18 protein-coding genes are annotated in these 21414 nt (G+C 36.4%); 2 read left to right on the top strand and 16 right to left on the bottom strand.

Annotated elements, in window-relative coordinates; genetic code table 11:
• Positions 1 to 39: 39 nt before the first annotated feature.
• From RV17_RS09405 to RV17_RS09370, 8 genes are all read right to left on the bottom strand, one after another.
• Positions 40 to 534, bottom strand: a complete 495-nt coding sequence (locus tag RV17_RS09405) for a dihydrofolate reductase (protein WP_071869075.1) — start codon at positions 532 to 534, stop codon at positions 40 to 42.
• A gap of 14 nt (positions 535 to 548) precedes the next feature.
• Complete coding sequence (locus tag RV17_RS09400) at positions 549 to 1496, bottom strand: thymidylate synthase (RefSeq protein WP_071869074.1); 948 nt, start codon at positions 1494 to 1496, stop codon at positions 549 to 551.
• A gap of 11 nt (positions 1497 to 1507) precedes the next feature.
• On the bottom strand, positions 1508 to 3394 hold the full coding sequence (locus tag RV17_RS09395) for an ABC-F family ATP-binding cassette domain-containing protein (protein WP_071869073.1): 1887 nt from the start codon (positions 3392 to 3394) through the stop codon (positions 1508 to 1510).
• A 155-nt stretch (positions 3395 to 3549) separates the two neighbouring features.
• Positions 3550 to 5652, bottom strand: coding sequence for a cation:proton antiporter (locus RV17_RS09390; RefSeq protein WP_067484955.1), 2103 nt, complete (start codon positions 5650 to 5652; stop codon positions 3550 to 3552).
• Positions 5653 to 5664: 12 nt separating this feature from the next.
• Positions 5665 to 5940 (bottom strand): hypothetical protein, encoded by a 276-nt coding sequence (locus tag RV17_RS09385; RefSeq protein WP_067484952.1) that lies wholly within the window; start codon positions 5938 to 5940, stop codon positions 5665 to 5667.
• Positions 5941 to 6249: 309 nt separating this feature from the next.
• Positions 6250 to 6705: a hypothetical protein gene (locus tag RV17_RS09380; protein ID WP_067484949.1), complete on the bottom strand. Its 456-nt coding sequence runs from the start codon at positions 6703 to 6705 to the stop codon at positions 6250 to 6252.
• 600 nt (positions 6706 to 7305) lie between these two features.
• On the bottom strand, positions 7306 to 8514 hold the full coding sequence (locus tag RV17_RS09375) for a CCA tRNA nucleotidyltransferase (RefSeq protein ID WP_067484946.1): 1209 nt from the start codon (positions 8512 to 8514) through the stop codon (positions 7306 to 7308).
• A 38-nt stretch (positions 8515 to 8552) separates the two neighbouring features.
• Entirely contained in the window at positions 8553 to 8900 is a 348-nt protein-coding gene (locus RV17_RS09370; protein WP_071869072.1) for a nucleotide pyrophosphohydrolase, read from the bottom strand.
• A 151-nt stretch (positions 8901 to 9051) separates the two neighbouring features.
• Between RV17_RS09370 and RV17_RS09365 the strand changes: the two genes are divergently transcribed.
• Complete coding sequence (locus RV17_RS09365; RefSeq protein ID WP_067484940.1) at positions 9052 to 9942, top strand: YitT family protein; 891 nt, start codon at positions 9052 to 9054, stop codon at positions 9940 to 9942.
• A 278-nt stretch (positions 9943 to 10220) separates the two neighbouring features.
• On the opposite strand, the gene RV17_RS09360 is transcribed toward RV17_RS09365, so the two are convergent.
• The 3 genes from RV17_RS09360 to RV17_RS09350 are packed head-to-tail and all read right to left on the bottom strand — an operon-like array spanning position 10221 to position 13094.
• Entirely contained in the window at positions 10221 to 10796 is a 576-nt protein-coding gene (locus RV17_RS09360; protein ID WP_071869071.1) for a ReoY family proteolytic degradation factor, read from the bottom strand.
• A 12-nt stretch (positions 10797 to 10808) separates the two neighbouring features.
• Positions 10809 to 12062 carry a tetratricopeptide repeat protein gene (locus tag RV17_RS09355; RefSeq protein ID WP_067484933.1) on the bottom strand — a complete coding sequence of 418 codons (1254 nt, stop codon included), beginning with the start codon at positions 12060 to 12062 and terminating at the stop codon, positions 10809 to 10811.
• A complete protein-coding gene (locus tag RV17_RS09350) occupies positions 12063 to 13094 on the bottom strand; it encodes a hypothetical protein (protein ID WP_086271109.1) in 1032 nt (343 codons plus the stop codon).
• 735 nt (positions 13095 to 13829) lie between these two features.
• On the opposite strand from RV17_RS09350, the gene RV17_RS09345 reads away from it, so the two are divergent.
• Positions 13830 to 14417 carry a cell envelope integrity protein TolA gene (locus RV17_RS09345; protein ID WP_067484931.1) on the top strand — a complete coding sequence of 196 codons (588 nt, stop codon included), beginning with the start codon at positions 13830 to 13832 and terminating at the stop codon, positions 14415 to 14417.
• Between the two features lie 224 nt (positions 14418 to 14641).
• On the opposite strand, the gene RV17_RS13150 is transcribed toward RV17_RS09345, so the two are convergent.
• From RV17_RS13150 to RV17_RS09310, 5 genes are all read right to left on the bottom strand, one after another.
• On the bottom strand, positions 14642 to 15625 hold the full coding sequence (locus RV17_RS13150) for a peptidoglycan recognition protein family protein (RefSeq protein WP_082294056.1): 984 nt from the start codon (positions 15623 to 15625) through the stop codon (positions 14642 to 14644).
• On the bottom strand, positions 15625 to 16029 hold the full coding sequence (locus RV17_RS09330; protein ID WP_071869070.1) for a phage holin family protein: 405 nt from the start codon (positions 16027 to 16029) through the stop codon (positions 15625 to 15627). The genes RV17_RS13150 and RV17_RS09330 overlap by 1 nt, the downstream gene beginning before the upstream one ends.
• 73 nt (positions 16030 to 16102) lie before the next feature.
• On the bottom strand, positions 16103 to 18811 hold the full coding sequence (locus tag RV17_RS13145) for a glycerophosphodiester phosphodiesterase family protein (RefSeq protein WP_083571976.1): 2709 nt from the start codon (positions 18809 to 18811) through the stop codon (positions 16103 to 16105).
• Positions 18812 to 18824: 13 nt separating this feature from the next.
• Positions 18825 to 19580 carry a hypothetical protein gene (locus RV17_RS09315; RefSeq protein ID WP_071869069.1) on the bottom strand — a complete coding sequence of 252 codons (756 nt, stop codon included), beginning with the start codon at positions 19578 to 19580 and terminating at the stop codon, positions 18825 to 18827.
• 11 nt (positions 19581 to 19591) lie between these two features.
• Positions 19592 to 21340, bottom strand: coding sequence for a BppU family phage baseplate upper protein (locus RV17_RS09310; protein WP_071869068.1), 1749 nt, complete (start codon positions 21338 to 21340; stop codon positions 19592 to 19594).
• Positions 21341 to 21414: the final 74 nt, after the last annotated feature.

Genomic DNA, 21414 nt, shown 5'->3' with positions numbered 1-21414 from the left:
TTTTATGCGTACAAACAAAATTAAATTTGCTTGTCGACATTATTTTTCGTTTCGTTGGTACGTTTCAAATTGATGTGCATACGGATTGAAGTCGTTCACTTCACCTGTGCTGACATTGATTAGTGACCAGTCTTCCCAATTAACGGCAGGAAAATAAGTATCACCCTCAAATGCGTGCTGAATCACGGTGCGATACAATATACTACAGTAAGGTAAAAATTCTTGGTAAATAGCAGCACCACCAGCGATAAAGACGATTCCGTCTGCTTCTTTTTCAAAAGCAAGGACTTCTTCTAACTCGTGCATGATGGTTACGCCCTCTGCATGATAATTTTTATCATGCGTAAGGACAATTGTTTGGCGATTTGGCAATGGTCGACTGCCCATACCTTCAAACGTTTTTCTTCCCATTACTAAAATATTTGATTCAGTTGTTTGTTTAAAAAATTTCAAATCATTCGGTAATCGCCAAGGAAGTTGATCATTTTTACCAATCAATCCATTTTCATCTTGTGCCCAAATTGCAGCTAGCATCTTCTCATCCTTTCTTACACAGCAATCGGTGCTTTAATTGCTGGATGTGGTTGGTATCCTTCCAATTGGATATCATCCATTTCAAAATCGAATACAGATTGTTTTTCTGGATTCAGACTTAATGTTGGAAACTCACGTACTTCACGACTTAACTGTTCTTTCATTTGTTCTACGTGATTAGAATACAAATGCGCATCGCCTAGCGTATGAACAAACTCTCCGACTTCCAATCCTGTTTCATGTGCAATCAAATGAGTAAGCAACGCGTAGCTAGCAATGTTGAATGGAACACCTAAGAATACATCACCACTTCGTTGATATAATTGACAACTTAAACGACCTTCAAAGACGTAAAACTGAAACATGGTATGGCAAGGAGGTAACGCCATACTTGGAACATCTTCAGGATTCCACGCTGAAACAATTAAACGTCGAGAATCTGGTGTTGTTTTGATTGCTTCGATTACTTCTTTAATCTGATCAATAAAACGACCATCTTTTGTTTCCCAATGACGCCATTGGTACCCGTAAATATGACCTAAGTCGCCATATTCAGCTGCAAATTCTAGATCATTAATAATTTTTTCGCAAAATAGTTTACTTTGTTCTTGATAAAGTTCATTAAATGCTTCATCAACTAAGCTTCGATGACCAAAGTCTGTCATATCTGGACCAGTGTAGTCCTCACTTTTGATGTAGCGTTCAAACGCCCATTCATCCCAAATGTGATTATTATTTTCTAAAAGATAACGGATATTCGTATCTCCTTTTAAAAACCATAGTAACTCACTTTTAATGAGACCAAATGGGACTCTTTTGGTTGTTAATAAAGGAAAGCCTTTTTGTAAATCAAAGCGCATTTGATAGCCGAAAGTACTAAGCGTACCTGTCCCTGTTCGATCACCTTTTTGGTTTCCTTCTTCTAACAACTTTTTTCCTAAATCAAGATAAGCTTGTTCCATTCATTCTCCTCCTAATTATCGGCCCACTCACTAAGATACTCCCAGCGAGCCATTTTTTCTTCCAGTTGTCCTTCTGTCAAACTCACTTCTTTTTGTAATTCTTGGAGACGTGTAAAGTCATCTCCTTGATGGTTCATTTCTTCTTGCAGTTCATCCAGTTTATTTTCCAACTCTGCGATATCATCTTCAATGGTTGCCCATTCTTTTTGTTCCATGTAAGAGAGCTTTTTCTTTTTGGCTTCGTCTTTTGGTGTAGCTTTTGGCTTTGCTTTAGCAATGACTACTTTATCTTCTTCTTTTTGCTTTTGTAAATAGTCAGACATATCTCCGTAAAAAAGCTCTTGCTTGCCGTTGCCTTGAAAAACAAGTAACTTATCGACTACTTTGTCTAAGAAATAACGATCATGGGACACAGTGATAACTGCACCTGGAAATGTTCGAAAATAATCTTCTAAAATAGTTAATGTTGCAATGTCTAAATCATTGGTTGGTTCATCTAATAATAAAACATTTGGCTGCTGAATCAAGAGTTTTAATAAATATAAACGTCGTTTTTCTCCACCAGAAAGTTTGCCGATTCGAGTACCGTGCATATACCGTGGGAATAAAAATCGTTCCAATAATTCGGCTACACCGATTTGAGCACCGTCAGCAGTTTTAACTTCTTCTGCAGCTTCTTGCAAATAAGAAATCATTCGTTGGTCTGGTGCCATTTCCTCGTTTTCCTGTGTGTAGTACGCTAATCGGACTGTTTCACCAATAGAATACGTGCCACTATCCAAAGTCATTCGCCCTGCCAAAATATTTAACAAGGTGGATTTTCCGGCGCCATTTTTCCCAGTAATTCCTAGTCGTTCTTTTGCTTGAATCAATAATTGTAAATCAGCTAATAAAATTTGGTTGTTAATGGAATAATAGCCATCTTTGATTTCTAAAACTTTTTTTCCAAGACGCTGTGTTGCGATGTTCAATTCAAGGTCCGCTTCTTGGTTTACCTGATACAAGTTTTCTTTTAAATCTTCAAAGCGATTGATTCGGGCTTGCTGCTTTGTTCCTCGTGCTTGCACACCCGCGCGAATCCAAGAAAGTTCTTGCTTATATAGTCGTTTACGTTTTTCTTCTTGTTCGACTTCTACACGATCTCGCTCCGCTTTTTCTAGAACATAGGCTTCATAATTTCCTTTATATTCATGAAGCTCTCCAAATGCCAACTCAAAGATTCGATTCGTCACTCGATCTAAGAAATAACGATCATGGGTAACCATTAGCAATGCGCCACGATACTGTTTCAAATATGATTCAAGCCATTCAATTGCTGCATAATCCAAATGGTTTGTTGGTTCATCTAACAATAACAAATCTGGTTCATCAATCAAGACCTGAGCTAAGCTCACGCGTTTCTTTTGACCACCAGAAAGTGCGCCGATTTTTTTGTCTAATTCACTGATACCTAGTTTTTGCAAAATAATTTTTGCATTGGTATCTGTTGTCCAAGCGTCTTCTTTATTCATTGCTTCTTCCGCTTGTGCATACTGTTTTTGTGCGAGTGGATCATCCCCATTAGCACTTAAACGTAACAAAGCTTCTTCATAAGCACGTACCGTTCGAATGAGTGGACTTGTTCCTTGGAAAACTGCTTGTAGAACGGTTAACTCATCTGAAAAATCTGTTGATTGTGACAAATAGCCTATTCGATAATTCGTCGGATAAAAAACTGTTTGACGATCACCATCACCACTATCTATGCCGGCTAAGATATTTAAGAGACTGGTTTTACCAGTACCATTCGTTCCAATTAATCCAATCCGATCTTTTTCATGAATCAAAAAAGAAATTTGATTAAACAAATCTTTTTCGCCGTAAGTTTTTTTGAGGTCAGTTACTTTTAATTCTTTCAACTTGTCCCCTCCTTATCTCGGTTATTGTATCATAAAATCCATATGAATAATGAGACTTTTTCACTTAACTGTTTTCAAAAATAAAAAAGCAAACTTGAAAGAAAAATCACCATGATTTTTCTTTCAAGCTTGCTTAATGCCATTACTTACATCAATTATTTGTCGTGAACCTGTTGCTTCAATTTTTTCGTTTGCAGCTCACGCTTTTTTCGACTATACGCAAATCGTAAAGGTGAAGCATCAGCTGGTTTGTTCATTGTATAGGACTCTAAAAGATTGATATTTTTTCGATAATCATTCGCTGAAAAAGTCGTAATTTTTTCAGCAACTTCGTATTCATCAACAACTTTTCGTTCTAAATAGTAGCCTCGAAGCATTTTTTTCGTAAACAAAGTTTCTTGTTGAATCATCATCGTAGAGAAAAAGTTTTTCGACATCATACGCATTTCTTGCGCTTTTCTTTGTTCAATAAAAAATTGAATCATCACATCGCCATACACATCTGTTAAGTTATCCAAACTTTCGATGATTAATTGCGTGTTTTTATGATAAACATCTCTTACATCACTAATATCTTTTTTCGTAACAATTGTTTGTTGTTCTCTTTTACGACGTTCCCAAAACATTTTTGGATGTAAAATAATTCGAATCACTCGACGAACAAATAATAGCCAAAAACCGATGAATGAGAGAATCTCACCTGTGATTGAGCGTTCAAAACGTGATAAAAATCGTGAATAGAAACGATAACCATTGACTGTCAATTTTCCTGAACGATAGCTTTCATCTAAGCCATCTCGTTCAATCGATAAAATAAGTGCTTGGATTTCTTGCACTTCTTGTTTTTCATCTTCCGTTAAGTCTTCAAAGTACAGTTCTCGAATTCGCTCTTGATAATTTTCAATCACAGCTTCTGTTGCCAGATACTCTTTCGAATTTTTCGGTAATTCTTTTGCCTCTTGACGCAAACTTTCAACAACTTCTTCTAAAATCATCAGTGCGTTTAAATCTGTTCCATTTATTTCTTGTTCTTCAGTTAAAATTGGTAGTGCGAGTATCCCCACAACTAATGTAACCAAGATAACTCCTGCAGTTAAGAACAACAGCAATGATCGTTGGTGAAAGACCATTCCATTAATTGTTAGCGGCAAAATAAAAATCGTTGCTAAACTGACTGTTCCCTTAACTCCACCAAAGGTTAAAATTAAAATTTCGTTGAGTTCCTCTTTAAATCTGGTTAAACCACCTTTAAATAAATAAAAAGCTGTAATTGAAACAAAACGAATAACAAATAACATAACTGAGATCAACAAAATGACAAGAATCAACATCCAGTTAGAATATAACCCATTTTCCCAAACAGGAGAAAAGACTTGCGTCAATTCAATTCCTAAGAAAATAAACACGAGTGCATTCAACGTAAATGTCACAGTTGTCCAAGTGCTATTGGATAAACTAGATAACTCCGCATCAAAAATCGTGATTTTCCGAAAACTGGATGCTTGTAATATTCCAGCAACGACCGCGGAAATAATTCCCGAAACACCAAAAACTTCTGCTAACACATAAGCTAAAAAGGGTAGCAAAAGTTCGATTAATAAATACCCTGTTACATCTCTAGCCGAAGCTTTTTCAATCATATTGATTACTTTTCGTTTAACCCAAACCAACAAGAAACCAACAAGTGCCCCACCCAAACTTGAGATCACTAGACTCACCCCTGCATTTACTGCAGAAAAAGAGCCTGTAATCAATGCAGCTAAAGCAAATTGGAAGGCTGTAACACCTGATGCGTCATTTAGCAATCCTTCGCCTTCTAAGATATGCATAGCTTTTTTGGGAATATTCACTCGTCCTGATAATGAACTAACGGCAACGGCATCTGTCGGGCCAAGTGCCGCACCAAAAGCAAAACAGGCAGCAAAGGGCAAACTTGGTAATAAAAATGACAGTGTCATCCCTACGCCAAGTAACGTCAAAATGACCCCACCAAAGGCTAAAAATAAAATCGTATCGAAATTTTTAAGAATCGACGTAACATCTGCTTTTTCACCTTCACGAAACAATAAAGGAGCAATAATCATCACCAGAAACAATTCTGGTTCAAAGCTGATGGATTCTCCCCATTCAGTTAGACCTAAAATAACTCCAAGAAATATTTGAATTAATGGTGCTGGTATTACCGGTAAGATGCGGCTGACTATATTTGATGCAGTAATCGTTACAGCAAAGATGATTACTAACTCAGCAAATTCCATGGCCCATCTCCTCTATTTTTTATTTTGTGCAAGTACCTTTAAAAATTGTTCCTTTTTTTTCAAAATCTTACTTTCGACAGCTTCAGCTTGTACTTCATTGCCATCTAATTCACACTGTACTCGTTTTGATTCTAAACGAAGTAATTCATGCTTCAAACGTTCCATTTGACGATACGTTAAAATATTTTTCTTTCGTAAATAGCAAAGAATCCGACGACGATCTTCCATCGAAAATGCCCCATAGCGATCATGCAACAGTCTTTTTTGTTTTTCAAAACTCTCTCTCATTTTTTAGATCTCCTATATACAAACTGCACATCTGATAGCAAAACTATGAACTCTTTTCTCTAAATTCAACTTTTGTTTTACTACTGCCCTGTTTGCTGTTTACAATGATTTTTCAAGACCCTATTCTATTCCAAAAGATGCAAGATAGCAAGTTTTCCGCAAAAAAATTAAAAAGTTTTTTCAGAAAACGAAAATGAAGTTTTCATTCCATTATACCAAGCAATTTTACAAGTAAACATAGCAAAAAATGTATTCATTTTTCGCCCCATTGTTATCGAGGAAAAAAACAAATACATTTTACTACTTTCTCTATTCGAAAAATTGACCGTAAACTTCTTCTACACGCTGTTCAGGATTGATTACGATGTACAAGCTTCCAGTTTGTTCACTAATTTTTGTTGATTGATATTGATTATCCAAACCTTCTGTTCCTTTGTCCATATAAGGGAAATAAACCATGTCAGGCGCACCATTACGATACAAAATTTCCATTCGTTCAATATCTTCATATTTTAACGCACGGCTAAACATACCCATTTCTAAGCCACCCAAGTTGATGTCATGAGTTGCAACTGAATCGCCTTCTTGAAAAATTTCGATTTTAAATCCAGCACATGGATGAATTTCAACAAATTCACTTCCATTGATTCGTCCAAAACTCGTTGTAATTTGTTTGATCCATAAGTCACCGATATGACGACGATCAATCGTCCAAGTTTCTCCATTACGGAAATAAAATTTTAGCGCTGTCATTTCTTTTTTCATAAAAAATCTCCTTCTTCCAAATAATAATCAGCATTGCACTACAAGTTTAGCATAACAAATGTAAGTGGTCACATTTTAAGTTCTAAAAATCAGTCAGAACATGGTGCGAACCAAAACTTTTTTCATGGTTCAAAAAAGATTGTACACGAAGTGCTCAGCTCCAACAAATAAGAATAAATGTTCAGAAATTGTTTCCTAACTTTTTGAATAATTTAGACTNATTGTTTCCTAACTTTTTGAATAATTTAGACTTATTTTGAAGTGGCTGCAAGCTATTTCGAGGAGTTGCTTGAGGAACACCGTGGAAAAGGTTGTGGCTCCAAGCGTTCAGCTCCGAAAAGATAGCGAGCAAGCACTCAAAATAGCTTTTCATATTTTGAAGTGGCTGCAAGCTATTTCGAGGAGTTACTTGGAGAACACCGTAGTTAAGGTTGTGGCGCAAAACGTTTAGCTCCGAAAAGATAGCGAGCAAACATCAAATAGCTTTCAAACTTTTGAAGTGAACAGAGGCTAGATTAATAAGTTGTTTTGGAAACAACATCTGTTAGGACAAGAGGAGCTACAAAAATACTTTTTTGTCATGGTTCCTCTCTTCACACTCTAGTTACTTAGTTGCTCCTTCACGTAAGTCAATAATGCTTCCCGCTCATTTTTCACTACTTGGTTAATGACAGCCTCTTCTGCTGATTGTAGCGCCTCACTGACCCATTGACCCGGTTTTCGATCCATCGTAGCTAGTAAAATTTTTCCATCAATTGCTAATTCTCGTAACGATTTGATTGGAAGTTCTTGATAAGCTTGTCTCACTTTCGCAAGCTCAGGCATTTTCTCAAAGTAAACCATCAGCTCTTCTACTTGAACAGCTGCTGTTTCACCTAACTGATAAAGAGCTGTTGGCAACAATGGTCCTTCTTGACGTAAATCCAAACCTTGAACCAGTGCCTGCACCTCTTTAATCATTTGATTGGAACACTTCCATTCTTTTAAAAAAGGTCGGACTGCTGAACCAGATAAATCCAATTGATTTAGCAATAGTGCCCATGCTTGGCTTTCTGTTTTCAAGGGGATTTCTGGCAAATCAGCCATTCGTAGTAATGCTTCCCCTTTTCCACTTAAACCAGGACAATAGATGTAACATTCGGTTTCGACAAATGCCCGCAAACCTGCTTGACGATTTTTTCCCAGTAACATTTTAACAAATTCGATATTGACTCGCTCCACTGAGATTTTTTCCAGCAAAGCATGATTTTCTTTGATTGCTTCAAGTGTTTCTGGTTCTAATTCAAAGCCCAGTTGACTGACAAATCGTAGCCCACGCATCATTCGTAATGCATCTTCATGAAACCGTTCATGAGGATTTCCTACAGCTCGCAAAACATGATTATGCAAATCATCTAAACCATCAAAAAGGTCGATAATCTTTCCATCTTCTTTTAAAGCAAACGCATTGATTGTAAAATCACGTCGCTTTAGATCTTCCTCAAGCGAACGAACAAATTCGACTTTATCTGGGCGACGAAAATCTTGGTAAGTTGATTCGGTTCGAAAGGTTGTGATTTCATATTGTTCCTCTTCTTCTAACACCAAAACAGTTCCGTGTTCAATACCGACATCAATCGTTCTTGGGAACAACGTTTTGATTTCTTGTGGAAACGCACTCGTTGCAATATCCACATCATGAATTTCCTGATGCAATAAAATGTCACGAACACTTCCACCTACAAAGTAAGCTTCATACCCAGCATGTTCTAATTTTTGTAAAACTGGAATCGCTCGTTGGTACTCCAGCGGTAATTGTTCTAATTTCATTTTTTCTACCTCTTTAGCATTTCTCTTTGATTGGCTGTTTATCCTTCGTCGACTTGGCCATCTTTTCTCTCAAAACGATAGCGATCTCTTTGATTGAATTTTTCCATATTTTTCTCGAAAATTTCTGTCAAATCGATATCCAGTGAATTAGCCATAATCATTGTAACAAAAAGTACATCACCTAACTCTTGTGCGACAGAATTTTCTTTCTCTGTTTTCTTTTTCGCCTTTTCACCATAAGAGTGATTGACTTCTCGCGCAAGCTCACCGACTTCTTCTGTCAAGCGTGCCATTTGAGCTAATGGGGAAAAATAACCGACCTTGAATTGCTGGATATACTCATCCACTTCCATCTGCATACTTCTTAATGTCCGTTCTTTCTTCATAACGTTCCCCTTTCAAGACTATCCTAACAAAACTTTACAGCAAAACATAGCTAAGAGCAATTGTGAAAATGAAAATTCCATGCTACATTAAATATTGAATTGAAAAAATTTTCTAACTTTTTCAGCTATTTTTATCGAAAGCAGGGATCACATGACAGTATCAAAAACAATTAAAGAGGTTTTCTTTATTATTATCGGAACAAGTATCTATGCCTTTGGACTTGTCTATTTAAATATCGCCAACCACTTAGCTGAAGGTGGCGTTTCGGGGATTACTTTGATTTTACGCGCACTCTTTGGCATTGATCCCGCTTATACAACTTTGCTTATCAATATTCCGTTGATTCTCATTGGTGGAAAAATTCTTGGCAAACGTTCATTAGCATACACCATTTTAGGAACTGTTTCCTTATCAGTTGCTCTTTGGGTTTGGCAACGTGTTCCCATCGAAATCAATTTAGAGCATGATTTATTGATTGTTGCCTTATTAGCAGGTCTTATTGCTGGCGTGGGTAGCGGTTTGGTCTATCGGATGGGAGGAACGACTGGCGGTAGTGATATCATCGCACGTATTTTAGAAAAAAACTATGGTATTTCTATGGGGCGTTCATTACTCACTTTTGATATTATCGTGTTGCTTGCTTCATTAACTTATCTTGATTTGAAGCGAATGATGTACACGCTGATTGTTTCTTATGTGTTTAGTCGAGTAGTTGATTCAATTCTTGATGGTGGTTATTCTGCCAAAGGTCTATTAGTGGTTTCAAATAAAAGCGAAGAACTGGCGCCTTTATTGATGACTGGATTACAACGTGGCGTCACCTTTTTAAATGGTGAAGGTGGCTTTTCTGGTCATTCAAAAAAATTGATTTACTTAGTTGTTAGTTCCAGTGAATTGACCTCTGCCAAGCAAATCATTCATGAAATTGATGAACAAGCATTTATCTCAGTCATCAATGTTCATGAAGTTGCCGGTGAAGGTTTCACCTATTTGAGACCTCAAACCAAACGATTGAGATTCAGACAAAAAAAAGGGCTGTGACAAAAATATTGTCACAGCCCTTTCTTCTAAATAAACGGTGTTCCCAAAACAACTCCTCCACATAGCTTTCATTCACTTCAAAATATGAAGAGCTATTTTGAGTGCTTGCTCGCTATCTTGTCAGAGCTGAACGTTTTGCGCCACAACCTTATTCATGGTGTTCCCCCAAGCAGCTTCTTTGTCAATAAGTCCTCTTTTCATAAAAATAGAGAGAGCTATTTTTATGAAAAGCATCCTTATTGCTTGAAGCTAATCGCTTGGAGCCACAAACTCTTTGTTTAGCTAACACCATTTTTATTTGACGCTCTTTGTGCATCTGCTAAAATTTGACGATTGACTTCATCGGATAGTTTCAAAAACGCATCCTTATTTCCGTCTTCTAATGCTTGATCAATTTGTGCGTAAAGCATCTTTAACTGGGCCTCTTGCTCTTTTGCATGGAAGTACCTTTCGACTGCTTCTGTTTCTTCTTCTGCAATCGTTAAATCCCAAGTAGCAAAAGGATTGTCTTCTAAAATTGATAGATATTCACTCGTTTGCCAAGCATCTTCAAAGAAACATTCCACATACAACGGTTCTGTTCGATTCAATCGAATTTCGTGAAAAATTTGATCTGTATCCGTAAACACTTTCCCTTTTAAAAACAATTTCATCGGTTCACCAGCTACAGACAGGTCACTGATTTGTAACCCACGGGTAGTTTGATCTGCCCCCTCAACAAAATGAACATTTTTCAAAATCGCTTCATGATTTGACAAGTAATTCAAAATCCAAAAAACTTCACGGCGACTAAATGAAACATGGTTCACCATCCACGTTAAAAAATTCTTTTTTTCCCGCACATTTATAAACATCTTGATCACCCCTTATGATAGATCATCTAGTAAAGACAGGGCCTCCATATCTCCAGGTTCATGATGTAAGTAATGTTTTAATAGTTCTTTTGCTTGATCCAGCTTTCCTTCTTCTCGTAAGAAAAATGCGTATTCTTTCAAGAAATCTGGTTCATGTTGCAACTCGTGGAAAGCCTGCTCGTAATGGAGCGCTGCGACAGCAAAATCTTCTAATTCATTATATGCATGAGCCAAATTCCATTCGGCATATGGATTTGCTGTTTCTTCCATTTGGTTGACTGCATTAATAACGTCTTCATAACGTTCTTCATTTAAATAAAGATTACTTAAAGTCAATAACGTATCATCTTGTTTTTCACCTAGTTCAAGAGCTTGCAACAATAATTTTTCTGCACTTTCTTTGTCACGCAAACGAAAAGCATTTTCAGAAGCCAAATGATACAATTCAACTTGATAAGGATTTTCTTTGATCCCTTCCTCCAATACCGTTTGTGCTTCTTCAACCAATTCTTCTTCCTGTAGCGCTTGTCCTAAATACAGATAAAGCGATTGATACTGAGGATTAACTGTTCGTAGTTCTTGTAAGTAATTGATTGCTTGTTGGTTTTCTTTTAATTGTAAGTTTGTAAAAGCTAACTCGAACAATCGATCATCTGTGCGATCTTCCTCTAATGCTGCTTCTAATGGTTTGATTGCTGCCTCAAATTCGCCTTGCATGCTTAGTGATTGGCCTAGACGCTCTTGCATCGAAATGCCAGAAATTTCTTTGATCTGGCTATTTAACAAGTTGTCATAAATGACAGCAGCTTCTTTAAAGCGATCCACTGAAAAATACAATTCTGCTAAAGCAAATTGAATCAAAGGTTCATCAGGAAGCAAACTAGCAGCTTCTTTTAACTTTGCTTCACTTACTTCTGGAATACCAATTACTTGATACAAATCAGCAATTGCCAATAACGCTTGCGGATAATAATCACTTTCTTTACTTACCTTTTCTAGATACGTAAATGCTTCGTCAATCTCATTATCTTCAATCGCAATTTCTGCTAATGGAATATTTAAGCCATCATTTTCAGGATATTGCGCTACAAGTTGTTCAAAAATTTGTTTTGCTTCTTCTAAAAAACCAATCGCTAACAATTCTTCACCCAATTCAGCTAAAACGTCTGCTGGATCTTCCTTTAACGCCTGTACAAGTAATAGTTGAGCCTGTGCTAAATCTTCTTCAGACAAGGCTTGTAACATTTTTTCACTGTATGTTTTCATTCAATTCCCTCTAATCTCATTGACAATCCTTTGATATCTTGTCATCATTTTCAACAATTCATTCTCATTTGGCGAATGGTATCCTTCTATTATACCAATTTTTTCTAAAACAAGAATCTTTTTGCTTTTTTCTGCTAAAATCAAGACATTTTCTAAATATTCAGCTTCAGATAACTGTTCCAGCCAATCAATTGGATAACCAAGATGCTTCAACCAAATAAAAAAATTTTTTAATTGAAAAGAAATCTCGTTACGCTCAATGTTCCAAACTAGTTGAAAAAGTAATCCTAAAAATTTTTTCATGCTTGCTGATAATAAATGTCCGTTTTCTGTTAGATAAAAAGCTTGCTCAAATAGTTTACCATAAGTTGCAAGATTTTCCGCCTCTTCCTGGTAAAAATGAATCATTTCTTCGAGCATCCCAGCAAAAGGTACGTTGTGTAGTTTTTGCTGTGTTGAGTAATTTTTGTACAAGTTCTGTAAGAAACCATAATCACAAATCAATCCACAAACAACGAACGTCAAAAAGTCGATCTGTTTGCCTTCAACTTGGCGATCACTAATCGTTTGGTCAAAGAAAATTCGTTCTGGCAAATTTTCTGTTTCTAATACAGCCTGATAAGGCGACTGTAAAATGCTGCGTTTGTTTGTCAATGCTCCACCAAACGAACGGGCAGATACAGGAATCAACCAAAGTTTCGTTGAAAGGATCGTGTGTTTTTGAAAAAAACTAGCTAATTCCATAATCCCTTCATTTCCAAATCCAATCACGATCAGTCGTTGATTTTCCGGAAAACGTTTCACATAGTCTAAGAGATGCGCAAGCTCTGTTAAGTTATTGCATTGCGCACTATTCGTGCAAATATACCAATCAATATTCGCCTGATCCGCAAAGAATTGATTCATCTTTTCTGAAAACAAATCATAATAACGCTGATTCGTTAAGAACAAGATTGGTTCTCTGATAGCCAATGGTTTTAACAGACTGCTTAACGTTTCGCCGTAAGAAATCGTCGTGGTTTGATTAACCATGGAAAACGTAAGTTCCAACACGCATCCCCCCTTTTCTTTATTTTACCATTATTCAGGAAAATCCTGAAAAGAAAAGAAAACCAATACATCTTCTTCAACCCAAAAGAGAAACTTTTCACTCAAAAAATAATTAAATGAACCACACTAAATTATTTTTATGTATTTTACTACTAATAAAAGGAAGCCTCTTCAAAAGGAAAGTATGTTTAACGATGAAAAGAATAAAAAAATAGTTTTGATTCCGCAGCTTTACTTGTTCACTGTTGTTTTTAGTAAGTTATGCTACCAAGAATAATTCTGAACATTCAGCAATCACAATTGAAATCATTTCAACAACTAAAATCATTTCGATAATAATTATCACAACTAACACTCAACTACAATCAATTTACCAAAAAAGTAAATCTCCAGAAAAGACTACCCAATAGGACTTAATCAAAACATTGTTGCAAAAATAATTAGATTATCTTGAATTATTAAAAGCCCCTCGTATTAAGCAATCTGTTCCAGCGTCTGCAAATGCCACAACTGCTGACTCAACTAAACTTCAAAGTGAGAAGCCTACCAATTCGCAACAGGTTCAGAAAAATATTGAAGCAACCTTCGGATGGTGAATAAAGCAATCCGTTGCTTTATAGTTCTATTTCGGTTTTTATTTTATGTTTATTAGCAAAACTTTATATTTACGGACTGTTAATTGAGGAATAAAATTAAACTTGAATGGAGGAGAAAAGAATGAAAACATGGCAAGTGATTGTGGGTGTATTGGCAGGAATTGTAGTGTTAGTTGGCGTTTTTATCTTGGGGTTACTCACCTTCCCACTTCTGACCTCAAAAGAAAAAACAGAACCATCCGTATCAACACAAGAAATAGTCCAACAAACTGCTTCTTCAACCACTTCAAATGAAGGAATTACTGAAGCAACCCAGCAAACGACACAGCTGCAACCAGAAAAACAAACATCAGCAGAGCAGCAAGTGCCAGAAGAAAAAGTTACAGTCGATCCAGTATTAGCAAAAGCACTAGCTACTAAAGCGATACCTTTAACAGAATTTACTTATAATCCTTATGATTTTGATTTAGACCAAGCTACGATTACAAATGGCACAGCTAAATGTATTGGGTGGATCCAAGCTGAAAATCCGGCTGGACTAATTGAAGTGGAATATCATTGTTTTGCTTGTGATAGCATCTGGACTGGGAAAAACTACACTTATGATTGGACGAATCAACAAGAAAGCGCTAGAATTACTAATTTCACAATCGTTGGGGAACCTTGTGAACATCAAAAAGCGTTAAAAAATAATGGATATATCAGTTGATAGCCTAAGTGAATCATTTTTATTTTTATGTAGAACGAGACGGGGACAAAAGTAAGTAGTTGTAAGAAAGCCTTGCTTTTTGGTCGCCATCTATTCATGAAAAAGTGTCTGAAGCAGAATCATTTTGATTCGTGTTTCAGACACTTTTCTGTTTTATTTACTCAACATTTGTGAAAATAAATTTTCTCTGTCTGTTAAATTTTAGAGTTTGTTTGTGTGTATTTTTATCGTTTTGGAATCGTTAAAACATATTCTTTGAAATCAACGTCTTTTGCACCGCCTACTGTATTACCATTAACATCATTAGTCAAACGAATTTTAACATAAGCTTTTTTACCAGTATGTTTAGTGATATCAAGACTCCCATCAAACCCCGGTCTATTGTCGCTTGATAACCCGTAAGCTGCGTTCACATCAGGACGATCAATATCTTTTGCTTTTTGACGGTCAATTTCTTGACCGTTTGTTGCATCCATCAAAAAAATAAAGCAGTAGTTAAATTTTTCTTTTCCTGCATGTGCCCAACCAGCTTCACGGAATGAGCCGACTGGATATTCAGTGAATTTTTCTAATTTTGCTGTCATACCATTAACCGTTTTTGCAGGGCTTTCAGCAATAATTTCATCATGTTCATTGTTTCCTTCACTACTTCCATCTGGCTGCAAAGCTGAATTATCATAATATTTTTTGATTTGAGTAATAAAGTAATCTTGCATTTTACCGGTAATTTCTGTTGGTACTGCAAAAGTCGAATCGTATCCGCAATGTTCCATCAAAGATCGCTTCGGACACTCAGTTGCTGAAAACTGATGATGACATTTGACCGTATCACGGCTTACTGGTAAGCCATAATAATGCAAGTCAATCGCAGCTTGCCAAAAAACATTTTGTTCTGCTTGTAAAAAAATGGCCTTCACTGTTTCACGATTCCCACGAACTTCATAACCTAAATAACTATTGTTCCCATCAGAATTTGCTACATGCCATGCGCGATTGTAAGTATCTTCTGTGCGAATAATTGTCTTTTCATCCACATAATAATGGGCAAATCCAGCTTCTAATTGTTTAGGCGTCATATTTGCCAAGCGATTCATTTCTTGTTCTGCTGTCGTGTTCGTCCAAGTGTTGTGGATGACAACGCCTTTTACACTCCCAGCCCGCTTACCTGCCACACCTCGGCAAACGGAATTATTAATAATTTTGACCATTATTTTTTTCCTCCATTCTCTTCCTCACCTTGTTTTTCTGATGTCTCTTTTAATTTACTAAAACGACTTTTGACAAATTCTGGTACTGGAATTCCCAGTTGTCCTAGATTTTCAATGACAGAAATGCCGTATACCGCAATATAAGAAAAGACAAATGCTGTTGCTACTCCTTCAAATCCCATAATTTTTAAATACGGGTAAGCAACCAAAACCAAGCCAACAACAAGCAAATGTTTTACAATCCCCATCAAACCTTTCGTACTATTCGTTTCTTTAACAAAAATCCCTTTGCAGATTCCCGTTACAATATCTGCAATCACAATCCAAACAAAAATTTGAATGTAGATGTTATTTAGTAATCCTCGGAATTCATTCCATAGTAATAAATTATCAATTAACACCATATTTCCACCCTTCGTGTTCTATTTTTGACCATACAAAAAGCACTCAAATGAGTGCTTTTTACTATATTTTTAATCAATCTACTTTGTACACACACGATCCAGCAGCCCATGCCGTTCTTCCTGACCAATTTAACCCAATACTTAGAGTTCCTACTTCTCCGCTTGCTGGAACAAGACGACCACTTAAATCAAATGTTCCAAATTGGACACCGCTTGCAGTCCTAATTGCGCAATTATTGTATTGCCTATACATTGGAACAGCCCAAGACGGTAACTTAGCAATTGCCTTATTTTGTTCAGAAACTCCCTCATAAACATTGAAGCTAAGATGTATTGCTCCTCCTCCAAGTTCCTCTACAAAAGACTCTTTGATTCTATCGCCATCAAGATTTTCGACAAACCCATTTTGCAATGTTAATTTTTCGTACCGCAGATTACCAGACAAGCTATCAGTCGTAATATAATCTACTTTTAAATTTTTCATTGCTTGAAATGAAGCATCTGGAACAGTCCAAACAGCAACTTTTACGCCAAGTTGGTGCATCTTTGAAACAAACGACCAGTTAAGCCCCGCATTGTTATAGTTCACGCTTACCGCAGAAGGTAACCGCAACGCTAAAGCTTTATTTATCATATCTGTTGTGTTTATTGTTCCGTTAAAAAGAAACTGTAGCATATTATGTGGGAAAATTTTTCTCAAATTAAGAAGAACGTCATAGCTAAAGCTAATGAATACAATTTTATTAGTAATTCCAAAATCATCTGCTAAGCTTTTTATTTTTTTTAGCTCATCAAGAGTGTAATTAGATGATGCTTTTAATTCTAAAACTGGAATTTTATTATTGTTTTTACAGATTGCTAGATATTCGTCTAGATCTGGTGGTCTTTTTTCTACATCGCTCAATGCGTTCAAATTGGGACCGGTGTCGATTCTCAAAGCTCTGAATTGGGTATAAGTCATTTCTGTAATTTTTCCTGTTCCATTCGTCGTTCGATCGACCGTTTCATCATGCATCACTACCCATTTTCCATCTGAAGTTAAGTGAATATCTGTTTCTATTCCCCAATGACGTTTTACATTCTCAAATGCAACCGTGCTGTTTTCTGGAAAATTCGTATTGTTCCCACGATGAGCAATCCATTCAAGTGATCCGTGCGTCTTATCAACCATTCTTTGACGCTCAGCATCTAAATCAGAACTCATAGCTACTGTTTGCCACGGCTGAGCCAAGGTGTTTGTAACTACTCTATATATTTGAGTGAACGGTGCTTGATACATCGTCAATGTCTGACGAGCATATACACTTCCAGCTCCTCCTTGAATCTCCATGTGAACATGTGAGTTAGCAAATTCTGGTGGAAGTGTGCTATAGTCACTCATTGTTTTTAAGCTAGAGTTGGGTATATAGTACCAACCTTTATACAACCTCGCCCACTGTTCTAATCCATCTGGCTTAGCAGGCAAGTCTTCTAATCTCCAACTATCGCCGTTGTCTTTTGTTGTTTTATACATCTGAGCATCGTCTTGTGAAACAACTTTACGCCATTTGGTTGGTGTGTAGCCATCAGCCTTTTTCTGAATGACACGCCAATAAGTCACTGGTGGTTGTGATACTCCATCCGTAACATTGCTGGTAATTCGTTGTAAAAAATTATTGATTGTCGAGTTTGGAATATTTTCTACAAACACACCGTAAATAAACTCTGGCGGTAAACTAGAAAAATCGGTCATTGCTTTACTTTCAACGGTTGTCAAATAATAAACGCCTGTGTTTTCGCTTAGCTCAAGATAGCTAGTTGCTTGTGTACCTGCTTTAGTGGCTTCCGCCAATTTGTGTGCTGCACCTTGATAATAGCTACTTGATAGCATCGTGCTGTTTGTCTGTGCATATTCTGACCAAGGGTTCCACGTAACGGGCGAAGCTGATTCTTGTTTACGATATAAATGTCGAGTGTTCGCTACAGCACTTGCCGTATTTCGATACCACTCTTGGACTACGCCTCCCCCTGCGTCACCAGGATAAACTGTTACCCACCCTGAACCCGCCATCCCATTTTGTCGAATGTAATGATCAGTTGGAATAAACGTATTTGATTCTGCACTTGTAATGTAGTAATAACCTGGTCGAGTTAAATCATCAATGATACTTGGACGAGGATTTAAGTCTGCTAAACGTAATGCCTTGCCATCGTCTGAAGTCAATTTTAATTTCTGCAATGAATCAAAATTTATAGAAGCTAGTTTTTCATTTAAAGCATCAAATTTTTTAGTTACTTCTGTTGCATTATCAACTAATCCATCAAGTGTTTCTTCGGTTTTATTTTCAATACTTTTCAGCAATTGTTCAAAATCTTTAAAGTAATATTCGCCATTACGTACTGCCTCTTCATCAATTTTCGATTTCTTTACGTTAAAGGTAAAATATAAGTTGTCTGTATGACTTCCATCTGGAAAATCAATATAGATATTTGCATCTACTTTGCCTTCATAGTTAAGCAAAATATCAGGAATAGGATATTTTACAACACCTCGAAGATAGCTTTCTGTAACGACTTGGCTATCTAAAATAGGAAATGGTTTTTCTTCTTTACCTTGATAGGTATACATAAGCAGACGGATGGTTGCATCAAACAGGTCTGTTGGGCTTCCATCCTGATTTTTAATCTGAAATTCTAACACGCTACCATTTTTATCATAAGATTTAAAAGTAAAACCAGTAAGAGTAGTCGCTCTACTTACTGGCTCTGTTGGAACAATGATTTTTCCTGTTTTTCTTATCATTTATCTACCACCTCTATTTTAATCCTTCAATTTTTGTGATTTTAATTTTCACGTTATCTTTAAATTGGACACCTGAAACTGTTCCAATAACATATTGCTGATTAGAACGCACAATTTTATATTGGGTATCAGTTACACGTTCTAATTTCAACTCATACATTTCCATCCCAGCTGAAGAATCATACGTATTACAAAAACTAATGGTTGGTGCTAAAACATTATTTGCTTCATAAACTTGTCCTCCCCAACCAGCAACATGAATTTTTAATGTTGAATAATGTTTCATACTGTCGTTCAAGTTAATCAATGTATCCACTCCCGCAGAAGAACCTTCAAATAAGGTGAAAGCTGTTGTCATCTTTCTCCATCCTGGAGAGTTATAAGAATTATTATTGTGCGTATGCCATACAAAAATCTCCCCATTATAACCGGTAATCGCAACTAGAATTTTTCTTTGTGCGTGTTCGGCATATACAAATAACTGCATAATACTTCCAGGATCTGTATTAGGTGGGTTTTGTTTTCCCCATTGCGCAGTCGTCGCATACATACCACATGGTACATCAAGAATATCTGGATAGCGGAACCCTAGTTCGTTATCCTTTAATAAATGGCCTCTAGCTTGAGACACCATTTCAGGTGACGCAAATCCCGCAGACATTTCTGTTGCTAACGCATGTGCATTTTGTTCATCACCATCAAAATGAATGGCTAATTGTTCTAGAATAATATCAATTACTTCATCTCTAGTCATTTCTTTATATTCCATTTTTGGGCCTCCTAATATGAAATTGAGCTAGTAGAGCAATGCCCAATTCCATTTATTTTCAATGTACGACTTGCTTTATCAATTTCCAGATGATAAAAACCAGAATATTTGTTTGATTCATAATCATCTTCAACAGGAAAAGCACAAGTGCAAACAACCATTTTTGTTGTTCCTAAATCTCTTGTAGTTTCGTAATGCCAATGTCCACAAATATAGGCAATAATTGTTCCGCCCTGTCCTCTTTTACTAAAGTCAAATGTTTTTGTTCCACTATATCCTTTTGTAGGTTGACCTTTCAAAGAATCATAATTGATCGTTACCTTGATACCTTGTTTAAATCCATCTAGTAGTTGCTGTACCATGTTTGTATTCCATACACCAGTATCTGAATTTACTAAAGGAATATGTCCCACTAATAACACATGATAATCACGTTCCAAGTTCATCAAAAATGTTCCTAAATCTTCCAATTGAGCTGCACTAATTTTTCCTGCTTCTCCACCTTCTCTTGATCCGGAAAATTCTTTGTAATAACCCATTTCATCCAATTCATCACTATAATCATCAGTATCAAAACGATAGATAGCCAATCCTTTATTTTTAAATAATTGTCCGCCATAAGTTCCATCGTATAAATTTCTCATATCTGCCCCATTTAGACAGGTTTCAGGTGTATGTCCAAACCAAGCATATGGAATTTTCCCTGTATCGTGATTTCCTCGACAAATAATTACATTTTTCTTGCCAGCTTTTGCTAGTCCTACAAATCTTTTTTGCAGTGCCATGGAATGAATACGTCCCTCTGGTACCACGACATCACCCGAAATATTGATACGACCACTATGACAGTCCGCGTTATCTCCACCATAAACTGTAGCATCGCATTTCTCTCCTAATGCTTGAAAACGTCTAATTGTATTCCAACGTCTAGAAAATTTAAACTGTTTGGGATTAATTCCTTCACTAGCTAGAACATGTTTATCCACATGTGTGTCAGTCACAAAAGCTACATTGAATTTGTCATTTTGAATGTTATTAAGCACTGCCTCCAAATTGGAAGGAATGATTTTTTCGTACTGTCCTGTGGTTAAATTAAAACGCAAATCCGATAAGCCACTATAGACTTGATCACTACCAGTTTGAAAATCAAATAACTTGTTTTGTATTGCATTTAATTTATCTGCCAAACTAGCGTAGCTTCCTTTTGCATCATTCAATATGTTTATAATTGTTCCACCAGGATCTATATTATTCAAAATTTCTTTATTACTTTCTATCCATTTATCCCAATCAGTTTTTCCTTGTGCTGTGTACTCTCTTAAGTTGCGTAGTAATTCTTCAAATGACCAGATATAAGCTGAGTCTCTAATACTCGTATTAGTAATTCCAGACAACACTCGATAGGTAAAATCCTGTGTACTGAATTGTTCGTTCCATGTCCCATCAGAGCTAAGAGAACGAAAACTAAAATGAGCTGTGTTCATTCCACCCCATTGCCAATCTGGTTCACTCATCATATAAATCAGTCGCCCTTTCGAAGGAAAATAACTTTGAACTTTCTGTTCTACAGGCTGATTTTCAACAAATTTTGTTGTATTGATAAAAAAAGGAACAAGGCCTTCAAACGATTTGATTTGACCATTTTCTGTAATTTCTACTACTAATTTTTGAGTCTGAATATCACCTTGTCTAATTTTGATCATGCTATTATTATTCGTTGGATCTGTTGTGGATAAAACAAGACTATGCTTTGTTTCCATAGAGCAATCTCTCCTTAATTTCTTTTTTATTTCTTCGTTACACTAATAATATTTTCTAATTAAATGTGGTAGCC

This window comes from Enterococcus thailandicus (genome assembly GCF_001886265.1).
GTDB classification, from domain to species: domain Bacteria; phylum Bacillota; class Bacilli; order Lactobacillales; family Enterococcaceae; genus Enterococcus_B; species Enterococcus_B thailandicus.
Note: the sequence above shows the minus strand (reverse complement) of the source record. Positions and strands in the feature narration are given on the sequence as shown.